Origin of the sequence: Actinoplanes regularis (genome assembly GCF_900188005.1) — a bacterium.
GTDB classification, from domain to species: Bacteria; Actinomycetota; Actinomycetes; order Mycobacteriales; family Micromonosporaceae; genus Actinoplanes; species Actinoplanes regularis.
In genome coordinates this window covers 126075-138804 of record NZ_FZNR01000007.1, presented here as the reverse complement: position 1 = coordinate 138804, position 12730 = coordinate 126075, and the positions used below count along the sequence as shown (strand labels likewise).

Here is a 12730-nt window from a genome sequence, read left to right as displayed (position 1 = left end):
CACCGACGCGGAAGAACTCGAGAGCGGCCCGGCGGATTTCCGCCGGGCCGTTTTTGATCAGTACGCTCCCTACGCGGAGGCGGGCCAGGTGTCCGGCTGGTGCCAGCGGATCGCGCCCTTGCCGGAGGCCTTGGCGGCGTACATCGCGGTGTCCGCCTGGCGGAGCAGCGCACTGACGCTGCCACTCCGCCCGGGAGGCAGCGCCGCCAGGCCGATGCTGCCGCCCACCCGGACCACGGCGTCGTGCACCGTCATCGGCTCGGCCAGCCGGTCCAGCAGGCGCTGCGCGACCGCGGCGGCGTCCGCCTCGCTCAGCTCGGTCACCAGGATCGCGAACTCATCGCCGCCGAAGCGGCTGAGCAGGTCGCTCTCACGCAGTTCGGCGGCGAGCCGGCGACCCACGATGATCAGAACCTCGTCGCCGGCCGCGTGGCCGAAGGTGTCGTTGACCGGCTTGAAGCCGTCCAGGTCCAGCATCATCGCGCAGACGCCGGTGCGCTGCCGGGCCAGGACCTCCGCGGCCCGGCTGTGGAACGCCACCCGGTTCGGCAGCCCGGTCAGGCCGTCGTGGTGGGCCTGGTGGTCCAGGGCCAGCTTCTGCTCCTCCAGGATCACGGTCATCCGCCCGACCGTGACCAGGGTGAGGAACTGCCGGAGCAGCACCAGGGAGAAGCTGGACAGCAGCAGCCAGACCAGGATCGGGCTGAGCCGGCCGTCCTGGGCCTCACGGACCGCCGCGATCCCGACCGCGATCACCACCGGCACGTACGGCAGCAGCGCCCACGGCCCGAAGACCAGCCGCTCCACCAGGTCGCCGCCGGGGCGGGAGATCCGCAGCCGGCTGGAGACGGCGACGACCCAGGCGCTCAGGACGTAGCCGGCGCCGGCGCCGTTCCCGTACCAGGCGTGGCCGGTGACGCTGTTGTGCAGCGAGATCAGCACGGTGGCGGACTGCAGGAGCGCGGCGCCGGCCAGGAACTGCTGGGCGGTCAGGCCGCCGCGCGGGGAGGACTCCGAGAGCGTCACCAGCGCCACCGCCGAGCCGACGACCAGCACCGCCACGATGGTGGTGGTGACCAGCCGGTCACCGGGCAGGCCGGCCTCGTCGGAGAGCACGTACTCCCAGGCCAGGACGAAGACCGCACCGGAGACGGCGGCGACGTCGATCGCCCGGCGCGCCGAGGCGATGCCGCGCAGTCGGGGGCCGGCCAGCACCACGGCGACCGGTAGCATGGCCGCGGCGATCATGGAGAGCAGCACGCCCAGCCGGTCCAGGACCGGGAAGGCGAGCACGCCGATCAGCATGAGCAGGTTGGCGAGGCTCCAGGTCGTACAGGAGCAGGCGCCGAAGGCGTATCCGACGCGGATCGATCGCGAATCGCCGCGCCGGCGCGACCGCCGCCAGTAATGCCATGCGGCGTAGCCGCTGGCGGACGCGACGATCAGGTCGGAGAGGGCGAATCCGGCCGGTCCCGGCAGGACCGGATAGAGCAGCTGAGCCACTGCGGCAAGACCGACGCCCGCCGCCAGCACCGTCCGCAGTCGCATGCCCACCTCGCGTTCCGCTACCAGCGATATTACGGCAATCCGGGCAGCCGTACGGCGGTCGAGAGGTACTCCTGGCTGCGTTGACGGGCGGGCTTGGCATAGATTTCCAACGACATATGGTCACCGCGAAGGAGCCGGACATGTGCCGCAACATTCACCAGTTGCACAACTTCGAGCCGCCCGCGACGGCGGATGAGGTGCACGCCGCCGCCCTGCAGTACGTCCGCAAGGTGGCCGGCACGACCCGGCCGTCGCAGGCGAACCAGGCGGCCTTCGACCAGGCGGTGGCGGTGATCACGGCGGCCACCCGGGAGTTGCTGGACGCGCTGGTCACCAGCGCGCCGCCGAAGGACCGGGCGGTGGAGGCGGCGAAGGCGCGCGCCCGGGCCGAACGCCGTTACGCCTCCTGACCCCTCGAACGGACGTGGGTCCGGGCCGAGGCCCGGACCCACATCACGCTTTGGAGGTCACTTCGCGGCGGGCTCGCTGTCCTTGGCGGCGGTCACGGTGACCTCCGGCCGACGGCCCGCTTTCGCGTACGCCAGAGCGGCCAGCACCAGCGCGATCAGCCCCGCGACGAGGCCGGCGAGCGCGAGCCCGGAGCCGCTGCCCGAGTCCTCCTCGGCCGCCGGAGCCGCCGCGACCGCCGGCGAGGCGGCGCCGGTGGCCGCGGCCGGAACGATCTTCAGGATCGGCGCCGGGCTCTCCGGCTCCGTGCCGTCGGTGGCCGGCTCGTCGATCCAGCGCACCACGTTCCCGTCCGAATAGGTCTGCAACGCCTTGAAGACGAGCTGGCCCGACTCGGGCAGGGCGCCCATCGACACGTCGAACTCCTGGAACTCGCCCGGCTTAATCTCCGAACCCTTCGCCGCGGTCCAGGTGATCTTCAGGACCGCCTCGGTGATCTCGGTGCCGTGCGCCTTGATCGGGGTGGCCAGCTTGCTCTTCTCCGCCACCGCGGTCCAGCCCGGGACCGGCTTGACCGAGACCGACGCGATCGGCTGGTCAGCGGGGAGGTTCACCTCAAGCTTGGTGGTGGAGGCGCTGTCCGACTCGTTCGGTACGCGGAACGACACCTTCGCGTAACCGCCGGCGGTGGCCGTGTTCGGGTTGACCGTCACGTGCGCGGAGGCCGGGCCGGCGAACGCCAGGGTCAGCAACCCGGCAGCGGCGGCCACCACCGCGGAACGCTTGAGCAGCGACATTGTGGGGGGAACCTTCCGTCGAATCGTCGCCCGTCGCCGGGCACGCTCCTTGGTCGGCCCGGCGGAGTGAAAAGTTCCCGGCGATGTCCGCGATTCCGGCGCCGGTCACTCCTTCGTGATCACGTCCGCGGGCCGCGCCTCCCCGGGGCGGCGCACCCGCTCGCGTCGCGGGAGGCGCACCTCGACCCGGAGGCCCGGCCCCGCGTCGCCGAGCGTGACCGAACCGCCGTGCCGGCGTACCAGCTCCTGGACGATGGCCAGGCCGAGCCCGGAGCCACCGGCGTCCCTGGCCCGGGCGTCGTCCAGCCGGGTGAACCGGTCGAACACCCGCTCCCGGTCCTCCGCCGGAATGCCCGGACCGTCGTCGGTCACCACCACCAGCAGGTCCGGCCCGGCCGCCGCGGTGCTCACGGTCACCGACGACCGCCGGTGCCGGCACGCGTTGTCCAGCAGGTTCGCCACCACCCGGGCGAGCGCGTCCGGCTCGGCCACCAGCGGCAACGGCTCGGCGGCGTCCACGTGCCGGACCTCCGGGTAACGTGCCGCCACCTCCCCCACGAGCTGGCCCAGGTCGACCTCCTCCAACCGGCGGGAGACCCCGCGGCCGGCGCCGTCGTCCGAGCGGGCCAGCAACAGCAGGTCGTCCACCAGCCGGGAGAGACGCTGCACGTCGGCGAGGAGATCGTCGGTGAGCGCCGGCCAGTCGGTGTCGTCCGGAAGGCGCTGCGCCACCTCCAGCTCGGTGCGCATGTTGGTGAGCGGGCTGCGCAGCTCGTGCGCCGCGTCCGCGACGAACGCCCGCTGCCGCGCCCGCGCGGTGTCCAGCCGGTGCAGCATGTCGTTGAGGGTGATCGCGAGCCGCCCGATCTCGTCGCGCGAGTCCGGCACCGGCAGCCGCCCGGCCCGGGTCCCCCCGGTGATCTCCTCGGCCCCGGCCCGCAGCGCGTCGACCGGCCGGAGCGCCGCCCCGAGCGCTCGCCACAACCCGGCCGCCAGCAGCGCCACCAGCAGCGGGAACGCGATCAGCAGGGTGACCCGCAGCAGGTGTACGCCCTGGGTGAGCTGGCTGGTGGAGCGCGCCACCAGGATCCGCCAGGGCTGGGTCGGCGGTCCGGCGGTGAGCTTCACGACCCAGGCCCCGCCGTCGAAACCGATCCGCTTGCCCGGGATCATCACGCCGTCGCCGTCGGGCAGGTCGCGCAGTTCGTCGTCGTACAGAATGGGAACCAGCCGGTCCGCGGTCGCGGAGACCGCCCGCACCCGGCTCTGTTCGTCGATGACCTGCACCTGGACGCCCGGCGTGACCGGAATCGGGTCGGTGAGCTGATTCTGGTCGACCAGCCGGGCCACGCCGCGCGCCGTCTCCAGCGCCTCCGCGTGCACCGCGCGGCCCTGCGCGAAGGTGAGCACCGTGAGCAGCAGCACTCCACCCGCGGCCAGCCCGAACGCCAGCGCGGCCGCCGAGATCAGCAGCAGCCGGGCGCGCAGGCTGAGCTCCCGCAGTCGCCTACGCATCCATCACTCCGGCGCTTGGCGGGTGCTTCCCCGGCGCCACGGCCACCAGCCGGTATCCGGCGCCGCGGATCGTCTCCAGGCGGTCGCGGCCGATCTTGCGACGTAGGTAGCCGATGTACACCTCGACCGCGTTCGGCGCGGTGTCCAGCGCCGCGTCCCAGACGTGATCGAGCAGCTCGGTCTTGGAGACGACCTCGCCGGGACGGCGGATCAGGTACTCCAGCAGCGCGAACTCGCGGGTGGTCAGGGTGACCTCGCCGCCGGCCACCAGCACGCGTTTCTCCGCCGGGTCGAGCTCGACGTCGCCGCACGCGAGAACCACCGGGCGGGCCTGGGTGCCGCGCCGCAGGAGGGCGCGGAGCCGGGCCAGCAGCACGACGTACGAGAAAGGTTTGGTCAGATAGTCGTCGGCGCCGCAGTCCAGACCGTCGGCCTGGTCGTACTCACCATCCTTGGCGGAGAGCATCAGCACCGGCAGCCAGTGCTGCTCGGCACGCAACTGCCGCACCACGCGGTAACCGGAGAGCCGGGGCAGCATGATGTCGAGAATCATCGCGTCATATCCGCCGTGCCGGGCCATCTCCAGACCCTCTTGACCGTCATGGGTCACGTCGACCGCGAACCCCTCGGCCTGCAAGCCGCGTCGTAGCGCGGCGGCCAGCCGTTCCTCGTCCTCCACCACCAGCAACCGCACCAGCCCACCTTGACACGACGTCGTTGATGTTCGATACCGGCTCTCAGGCATCTCTCAGCACACAGCTCCGTCCGGGCCCACCGTTCAGCCTGGTCACAGCGGCGTGAACCCGCACGGGTCGGCCCCTACGGGTCATTCTCAGGCTGGTCACAGCGGCACTGAAGCACGATTGCGGCATACCAAGGGGAGGTGGACATCGTGTCCGTGTGGAAATCCAGGCCGGCCCTACGCTGGCTGGTACCGGGGGCCACCGCGGTCGTCGTCATCGGGGGCGGCGCGGCGGCCGGCACGATCGTGGCGAGCGCTGACCCGTCGCTGCCGGACCGCAGCGCGGCCCAGTTGCTCGTGGATCTGCAGGGCGCCGACCCGGACGGCTTCTCCGGCACCGTCGTGCAGAGCGCCGACCTCGGCCTGCCCGGCATCGCCGGGCTGGCGAGCAGCCTCGGCGGCTCCGCCGGCGGAAGCGGGCTGACCAGCCTGATCTCCGGCTCCAACACCGCCCGGGTCTGGTACGCGGGTGAGGACAAGGTGCGGTTCGCCCTGCAGGGGACCCAGGGCGAGACGGACGTGATCCGCAACGGGTCGGACGTGTGGCAGTGGAGCAGCGCGGACAACGCGGGCACGCACCTGAAGCTGCCGGCCGACAAGGGCTCCGCGACCGAGCACTCGCTGCCCGGCGCGGTGCCGTCCACGCCGCAGGAGGCGGCGGACGCGGCCCTCGCCGCGATCGACCCGACCACCAAGGTCGCGACCACGGGCGCGGCCAAGGTTGCCGGGCGTGACGCCTACGAACTGCTGCTCAGCCCGCGGGACGCCGAGTCCCTGGTCGGGCAGGTGCGGCTGGCGATCGACGCCGAGAAGCACATCCCGCTGCGGGTCGAGGTTTACGCCAAGAACGCGTCGAAGCCGGCGATCCGGGTCGCTTTCGACTCGATCAGCTTCACGGTGCCGGACGCGGAGCAGTTCAAGTTCAACCCGCCGCCGGGCGCGAAGGTCGACGAGGCCGGGACGCCGTCCGCCGGCTCCTCGCCTTCGTCGTCGAAGAAGGACGGCGTCCCGCCGCACCTGTTCGACGGCAAGAAGGGCAAACCCTCTTCCGACTCCGAGAAGTCGGAGACGAAGGTGATCGGCAAGGGCTGGACCTCGATCGTCTCCGCTGACGTGCCGTCGGGTGCGCTCGCCGAGCTGGCCAAGGCCGGCAAGGGCACCGGCGAGGAGGCGCAGCAGGCCCAGGCGCTGCTGGGTGTGCTGCCGGAGGTCAGCGGCTCGTGGGGCAAGGGGCGGCTGCTGAGCGGTTCGCTGTTCAGCGTGCTGATCACCGATGACGGCCGGGTGCTGGCCGGGCTGGTGACCCCGGAGGCGCTCTACAAGGTCGCCTGACCCTTCCGAAATAGTTATAGAACTCTGCCGCCCGGCATGGCATGCTTGGGCGGCAGAGTTCTATAACTTTGGAGGGCGACATGAACGCAACGGCACCGGGTGCGGTGATCGGCTCAGTGATGGGTGAGCCGAGTGCGACCGGTCGGTTCGGTCAGTTCGGTGGGCGCTATGTGCCCGAGTCTCTGGTCCCGGCCTGCGCCGCCCTGGAGGCGGCCTTCCGGGACGCCTGGGCCGACCCGGCTTTTCACGAGCGACTGGCCCGGCTCCGCTCGGAGTTCGCGGGGCGCCCCACCGCTCTCACCCCGGCGCTCAACCTCTCCGCTCAGCTCGGCGTGACCCTGCTGCTCAAACGCGAAGACCTCGCGCACACCGGCTCCCACAAGATCAACAATGTGCTAGGTCAGGCCCTGCTGGCGCAGCGGATGGGCAAGACACACCTGATCGCCGAGACCGGCGCCGGCCAGCACGGTGTCGCCACCGCCACCGCGGCGGCCCTGTTCGGCATGCGGGCCACCGTCTACATGGGTGAGCGCGACATCGCGCGGCAGCAGCTGAACGTCTTCCGGATGGAGCTGCTCGGAGCCGAGGTGATCCCGGTGACCAGTGGCAGCCGCACCCTGAAGGACGCCACCAACGAGGCGATGCGCGCCTGGGTCGCGGCGGTCGACGAGGCGCACTTCTGTCTCGGATCGGTGGGCGGGCCGCACCCCTACCCGTGGCTCGTCCGCGAGTTGCAGCGGGTGATCGGCGAGGAGGCCCGCGCGCAGGTCCCGGCCACGCCCGACGTGGTGGTGGCCTGCGTGGGCGGCGGCTCGAACGCTGCCGGTACGTTCGCCGGCTTCGTGGACACGCCGGCACGACTGATCGGGGTCGAGGCGGCCGGCGGTGCCGCGATGACCGACGGGAGGCCCGGGGTGGTCCACGGTTACCGCTCCCTGGTGCTGCAGGACGACGACGGTCAGGTGCTCGAGGCGGAGTCGATCGCGGCCGGGCTGGACTATCCCGGAGTCGGCCCCGAGCACGCGCATCTGGGCACGACCGGGCGCGCGGAATATCGCACGGTCACCGACGGCGAGGTGCTCGATGCCGTACGACGGCTGGCTCGGAGCGAGGGGATCATCTGCGCGCTGGAGTCGGCACACGCCGTGGCCTGGGTGCTGCGCGCGGCCGGCACTCCCGACCTGCCGACCGGCTCGACGGTGCTGCTGACCCTGTCCGGGCGCGGCGACAAGGACATGGCGACGCTGGCGGGTGAGGTGCGGTGAAGCGGCTGAACCCGTACCTGACCGGTGGCATCACGCCCGACTGGATCGACTACCTGATCGCCTTCCAGGAGGCGGGCGCCGACGCGGTGGAGATCGGGCTTCCGTTCTCCGATCCCATGCTCGACGGCGCGACCATCCAGCAGGCGTCCGACCAGGCGCTGCGGCGCGGCGTCACGGTCGCCTCGATCCTGGCCGACCTGACCGCCGCCCGGGATCGCATCCGGATCCCGTTGATCGCGATGACCTACGCCAACCTCGTCTTCCGCGGAGCCCCCGCGCACGGCGGCGGCCCCGAGGCGTTCTGCCGGCGGCTCGCCGATGCCGGGGTCTCCGGGTTGATCGTGCCCGACGTGCCGGTCGACGAGGCCGACCGCCTCGACGAGGCCGCCGCGGCGGCCGGGATCGACCTGGTCCTGCTGGCCGCACCGGTCACCCCGGCCGACCGGCTGGCCGAGATCGGCAGGCGCAGCCGGGGCTTCGTCTACGCGGTGAGCGTCATGGACACCACTGGCGAGCGGGCCCTGCTCGCCGAGACGGCGGCACCGCTCGCCCGCCGGATCAAGGAGGTAACCGACCTGCCGGTGCTGATCGGGTTCGGCATCTCCACGCCCGCGCAGGCCGCCGCGGCCGCCCGGACCGGGGACGGGGTCGTGATCGGCGCGGCCCTGATGCGTAGGGTTCTTGACGGCGCGTCACCCGACGACCTGCGAGCCGAGGTCGCCGCGTTCCGCACCGCCCTCGACCAGGTCGACCAGGAGATGCCCGTTGCCCGCGCGCACGCCGAAATATCAGGTGATCGCCGATGACCTGACCAGCAAGATCAAGGACGGCGAGTGGCCGCCCGGGGCCGCACTGCCGCCGCAGAAGGAACTCAGCACGCGGTACGGCGTGACCCTGGCGACCCTGCGACAGGCCCTCAAGCAGTTGGAGGACGAGGGTCTGCTCTCGCAGGAGCCCGGTCGGGGAACGTTCGTGTTCCCCCGAGCGAAATACCAGCTCACGTCTCTGCACGGATTCGCCGAGGACCTGCGCGCTCAAGGCCAGACCGTGACCACGGAAATCCTCGACCAGACGGTCGGAACGCCACCGGACTGGGCCGCCGCGTTGATCGGCGCTGAGCCGGCGCTGCGCCTGGAGCGGTTGCGGCTGGTCGCCGGGCGGCCTGCGGTGCACCAGACTTCCTGGGTGCGTGGCACTGGCCTGGCCTCGACGGATCTGAGCGACACCTCGCTGTACGCGGCGCTGATCGATCGTGGGCACTTGGTGCACCGAGCCTCCGAGATCGTGCGGCCCGGCCTGCTCGAGGAACCGGTGGCCGGGCTGTTGCGGCGACCGGCGGGCGAGCCGGTGCTGCTGTCCGAGCGGGTGACGTACGCACTGGACGGGACGGTGCTGGTAGCGGACCGGGCCACGATGCTCGGTTCGGCGATGGAGATCCGGACCGAGCGGGCGGCCAGCGGGCTCTCCGTCCAATGGAGCCGCGCCAGCGCCTGATCGGCTCCTACGCTCGCCGCTGGACGACGCCACACACACGGGGGCGCGTCATCTCCGTCGCTGACGGCTTTGGGGCAGCCTCCTGTGCTGGTTGGCTGGTCCCTGTTGGTCGCCGGGCGGCCGGGCCTCGCGACCGCGGCTGCTGCCACCGGCCGTGGTCACTCGAGGTTGCCACGACCGGACCCAGCTGGGCGGGCCAGGACTGACCGCTTGGGCGGCCTCTCATGCTGGTTGCCTGCTCCCTGCAGGCCGCCGCGCAGCTGGGCCTCCCGATCGCGACTACTACCACCAGTCGCAATCACTCGAGGCTGCCACGACCGAACCCAGCCGGGCGGGCCAGGACTGACCGCCTTTAGGCGACCTCTCATGCTGGTTGCCTGCTCCCTGCAGGCCGTCGGGCGGCCGGGCCTCCCGATTCGCGGCTGCTGCTACCAGTCCCGGTCGTGGTCACTCAGGGTCGGGGTTCCCACTACCAGCCCCAGCCGGGCCGGCCAGGCTGATTTGCATGTTGCAGTCCGCGCCGGGGATGCCACCAACGGATCCAGCTTGCGGCAGTGGGCTGGGTTTGGGCCTGGTGTCGCGGGTGCTTTGAGGACGGTGGGCCCCAGCGGGGAGGTCTCACGGGCTACGCCGACCGCCAGGAGCGGGCTGCGCCAGTGGCCAGGGGCGGGCTGCGCCGGTGGCCAGGGGCGGGCTGCGCCGGTGGCCAGGGCTTGTCGGGATCGTGTCGAGTGGGTGGTTACTGCTGGTGGTCGGGGTGGCGTAGCCATGGGGTTAGGGCGACGGCGACTGCGACTTCGAGGGCCTGCTGGACGGCGGCGGGCTCGATCGGGTCGTCGCTGTCGCCCAGGAGGACCTGGAGTGCGCCGGTGACGGCGCCGACGAAGGCGCCGGTCAGGGCGCCGGCACCGACCTCGTCGAGCTGATCGGGGAAGGCCGCCGCCAGGTGGCGGACGATCTGGCGCTGGGCGTCCTGTTGCAGCTGGAGGCCACGGCCGCGGACCGCGGGGACCGTGCGGATCAGGCGTAGCCGGAGGGCGGCCAGCCGGCCGGACAGGTCGTCGCTGTCCTCGCCGATCTGTCGCAGGGCACGTAGCAGGACCTCGGCGGGGCCCTCCTCCGGGCCTCGGGCGGCGATGGCGTCCAGCCCGGCCTGGACGCGGACGTCGGCCTCAGGGAAGAGCAGGTCCTCCTTGCTCGCGAAGTAACTGAAGAACGTGCGAGTGCCGATCTCCGCGGCCGCCGCGATCTCCGCGATCGTGGTCTGGTCGTAGCCACGGGACTCGAACAGGTCGGTTGCGGCGTCGACCAGGGCCTGGCGGGTGCGGGTGCGCTTGCGATCGCGGAGAGACACGGTCCGCACGTTACCGCATCAAATGCAAAACCGCACTCATTGCCAATCTGCACTGAGTGCGGTTTTCTGGAGGCATGACGAAGCGAACAGCACTCGTGTCCGGCGCCGGGATCGCCGGCGTCACCCTCGCCTACTGGCTGACCCGCGGCGGCTGGCAGACCACGCTCGTCGAGCGGGCGGGTGACCTGCGGTCCAGCGGCAACCCGGTCGACGTGCGAGGTCCGGCGCTCTCCGTGGCCGAGCGGATGGGGATCCTTCCCGAACTGCGCGCCGTCGCCACCCATGCGAAGGCGATCCGGGTCCTCGACTCCACCGGGCGGTCCGTGGCCCGGATCCCGATGTCGTCCCGGAACGGTGACATCGAGGTGCTCCGCGGTGACCTGGCCCGGGTGCTCTGGTCGGCGGGGCGCGACGACGCCGAGCTGCTCCTCGACGACACGATCACCGACCTGCGCCAGGATCCGGACGGCGCGGACGTCACCTTCGAGCGGGCCGCGCCGCGCCGGTTCGACCTGGTCGTCGGGGCGGACGGGCTGCACTCGACAGTGCGGCGGATCGTTTTCGGGCCGGAGCGGGAGTTCAGCGAGTACCTGGGGCTCTATGTGGCGACGGTGCAGCTCGGTGGGGCGCCCGCCGAGCCCGACGAGGTCGTGCTGCTCAACGTGCCGGGCCGGCTGCTCGCGCTGCACCCGGCGCGCGGTGAGGCCGGAGCGGCGTTCATCTTCCGGCACCCGGAGATTCCCGGCCTCGAGCGGGGGGACGCGGGCCGGCAGAAACAGGTGATCACGGCCTCCTACCAGGGCATCGGCTGGCGCGTACCGGAGCTTCTCGATCGCCTCGAGGCCGCCGACGACCTCTACTTCGACGCGGTCAGCCGGATCAGTCTCGACAGCTGGTCGCGCGGGCGGGTCGTCCTGCTCGGTGACGCCGCGTCCTGCGTCTCCCTCCTCGGTGACGGTTCGACCCTCGCGATGGCCGGCGCGGACCGCCTGGCCGCCGCCCTGGCCGAGACTCCGGCGGACCTCGGGGCCGCCCTGCGCCGCTACGAGTCGGGGCATCGCAGGCTCACCGGCCCGAAGCACCGTCACATCCACCGCGCCGCGGGCCTGCTGGTCCCGGCCAGCAGGTTCGGGCTGGCCGCCCGCAACAACATCGCCCGGTACGTTCTCGGCCGCTGAGCAGTAGCCGCTGAGCAGTAATTGTGATTGGCCGGTGACCGCCCGGCGCCGGCGGTCTGATTCGCCGATGGAATCCGCGACACCGACACCGACACCGGAGCCGGAGCCGGAACCGGAACCGGAGCGCTGCCGGCCGCCATCGCGCGGAACCTTACGACCATCTGCCGAGGCTCCTGCCTGGATTTGCCTGAGCCGGCCGACATCGGCCGGGCCACTGCGCCCCCAGCCACCAGCCGGGCCTCCCCGAGCCAGCCGGCATCGCCGGCGAAACCTCAACCACCCACGCAGCCACCACCCGGGCCTTCCTGGGTCGGCCGGCGACCTCCACACCCGACTCTCCATCACAGCCCTGCACTGCTGAACGGAACGAGTGCTTCCGCGCTCACGCTGCGGGGCAGGGCCTGCGCGACGCCGCGGACACGACAAGACGTGGACGAGATCAGCGCGGTTGCCGCGCGCGGACACGACAAGACGTGGACGAAATCGGCGCGGTTGCCGCGCGCGGACACGACAAGACGTGGACGAAATCGGCGCGGTTGCTGCGTAATGAATGTCATTTCCAATAGCATCGAGGGGCCATGACGTACGTCGAGAAGGAGTGAGCATGTCGCTCAACGTGTCGCCGGACCTGCTTGACCTCGCGGAACGCGGCGAGGTGACCGATGCCGAGTTCGTCGCCTGTGTGCGGGAATCGTTGCCCTACGCCTGGGAGGTGGTCAGCAGCGTGATGACCGATCTGCGGGCGGACGGGGCGGACTTCGCCGATCACGAGGTGCCGCCGCCGTCCGAGGTCGAGCGGGGACAGCTGCTGCGGGCGCTCGCCAGCGACGCCATCAGGGGTGGCCTGGAACGGCACTTCGGGGCCAAGCTGGCGTTCCAGAACTGCCATCGGGTGGCGGCGTTCGACTTCTCGGCCGTCGGCGGCGAGCGCTACCAGCGCTTCGTGTCGCCTCGCGGGCAGCTGCTGAACCAGTCGCCCGAACTGCGCAACTGCTGAACGACGCAAACGGCCGGGCGGCGAACCCGCCCGGCCGGTTGGCCCGGACGGGCAGCGCGACGGGCGTGGCGGGGCTCGCGAGTGGGTGGGAAAGATCGCG

General features: G+C 71.7%; 12 protein-coding genes. 7 read left to right on the top strand and 5 right to left on the bottom strand.

Translation table 11 applies throughout. The features are described 5' to 3' along the window. Positions 1–69: 69 nt before the first annotated feature. The gene (locus CHC09_RS20185) at positions 70–1548 is read right to left on the bottom strand and encodes a GGDEF domain-containing protein (RefSeq protein WP_143232434.1); all 1479 of its coding nucleotides are present in this window, start codon (positions 1546–1548) and stop codon (positions 70–72) included. A gap of 140 nt (positions 1549–1688) precedes the next feature. Here CHC09_RS20185 and CHC09_RS20180 point away from each other — a divergent pair, with 140 nt between their 5' ends. Next, positions 1689–1958 (top strand): DUF2277 domain-containing protein, encoded by a 270-nt coding sequence (locus CHC09_RS20180; protein WP_089294940.1) that lies wholly within the window; start codon positions 1689–1691, stop codon positions 1956–1958. A 57-nt stretch (positions 1959–2015) separates the two neighbouring features. Here CHC09_RS20180 and CHC09_RS20175 read toward each other — a convergent pair whose 3' ends face one another. The 3 genes from CHC09_RS20175 to CHC09_RS20165 form a co-directional block, all read right to left on the bottom strand. After that, complete coding sequence (locus CHC09_RS20175; protein ID WP_089294706.1) at positions 2016–2753, bottom strand: YcnI family copper-binding membrane protein; 738 nt, start codon at positions 2751–2753, stop codon at positions 2016–2018. Positions 2754–2858: 105 nt separating this feature from the next. Then, positions 2859–4268 (bottom strand): sensor histidine kinase, encoded by a 1410-nt coding sequence (locus CHC09_RS20170; protein ID WP_089294705.1) that lies wholly within the window; start codon positions 4266–4268, stop codon positions 2859–2861. Continuing rightward, positions 4261–4962, bottom strand: a complete 702-nt coding sequence (locus tag CHC09_RS20165) for a response regulator transcription factor (protein WP_089294704.1) — start codon at positions 4960–4962, stop codon at positions 4261–4263. The genes CHC09_RS20170 and CHC09_RS20165 overlap by 8 nt, the downstream gene beginning before the upstream one ends. Before the next feature lie 198 nt (positions 4963–5160). On the opposite strand from CHC09_RS20165, the gene CHC09_RS20160 reads away from it, so the two are divergent. The 4 genes from CHC09_RS20160 to CHC09_RS20145 all read left to right on the top strand — a co-directional run bounded on the left by CHC09_RS20160 (position 5161) and on the right by CHC09_RS20145 (position 9101). Continuing rightward, on the top strand, positions 5161–6342 hold the full coding sequence (locus CHC09_RS20160; RefSeq protein WP_089294939.1) for a LolA family protein: 1182 nt from the start codon (positions 5161–5163) through the stop codon (positions 6340–6342). 80 nt (positions 6343–6422) lie between these two features. Then, positions 6423–7607 carry a tryptophan synthase subunit beta gene (gene trpB / locus CHC09_RS20155; RefSeq protein WP_239138380.1) on the top strand — a complete coding sequence of 395 codons (1185 nt, stop codon included), beginning with the start codon at positions 6423–6425 and terminating at the stop codon, positions 7605–7607. Next, positions 7604–8413 carry a tryptophan synthase subunit alpha gene (gene trpA, locus CHC09_RS20150; RefSeq protein WP_089294702.1) on the top strand — a complete coding sequence of 270 codons (810 nt, stop codon included), beginning with the start codon at positions 7604–7606 and terminating at the stop codon, positions 8411–8413. Before trpB ends, trpA begins: the two co-directional genes overlap by 4 nt. Beyond that, positions 8373–9101, top strand: coding sequence for a GntR family transcriptional regulator (locus tag CHC09_RS20145; protein ID WP_089294701.1), 729 nt, complete (start codon positions 8373–8375; stop codon positions 9099–9101). The genes trpA and CHC09_RS20145 overlap by 41 nt, the downstream gene beginning before the upstream one ends. A 739-nt stretch (positions 9102–9840) precedes the next feature. On the opposite strand, the gene CHC09_RS20140 is transcribed toward CHC09_RS20145, so the two are convergent. Further along, entirely contained in the window at positions 9841–10455 is a 615-nt protein-coding gene (locus CHC09_RS20140; protein WP_089294938.1) for a TetR/AcrR family transcriptional regulator, read from the bottom strand. 74 nt (positions 10456–10529) lie between these two features. Here CHC09_RS20140 and CHC09_RS20135 point away from each other — a divergent pair, with 74 nt between their 5' ends. Further along, positions 10530–11633, top strand: a complete 1104-nt coding sequence (locus CHC09_RS20135; RefSeq protein ID WP_089294700.1) for an FAD-dependent monooxygenase — start codon at positions 10530–10532, stop codon at positions 11631–11633. Between the two features lie 604 nt (positions 11634–12237). Beyond that, a complete protein-coding gene (locus tag CHC09_RS20130) occupies positions 12238–12630 on the top strand; it encodes an SCO5389 family protein (RefSeq protein ID WP_089294699.1) in 393 nt (130 codons plus the stop codon). The last annotated feature ends 100 nt before the right edge of the window (positions 12631–12730 follow it).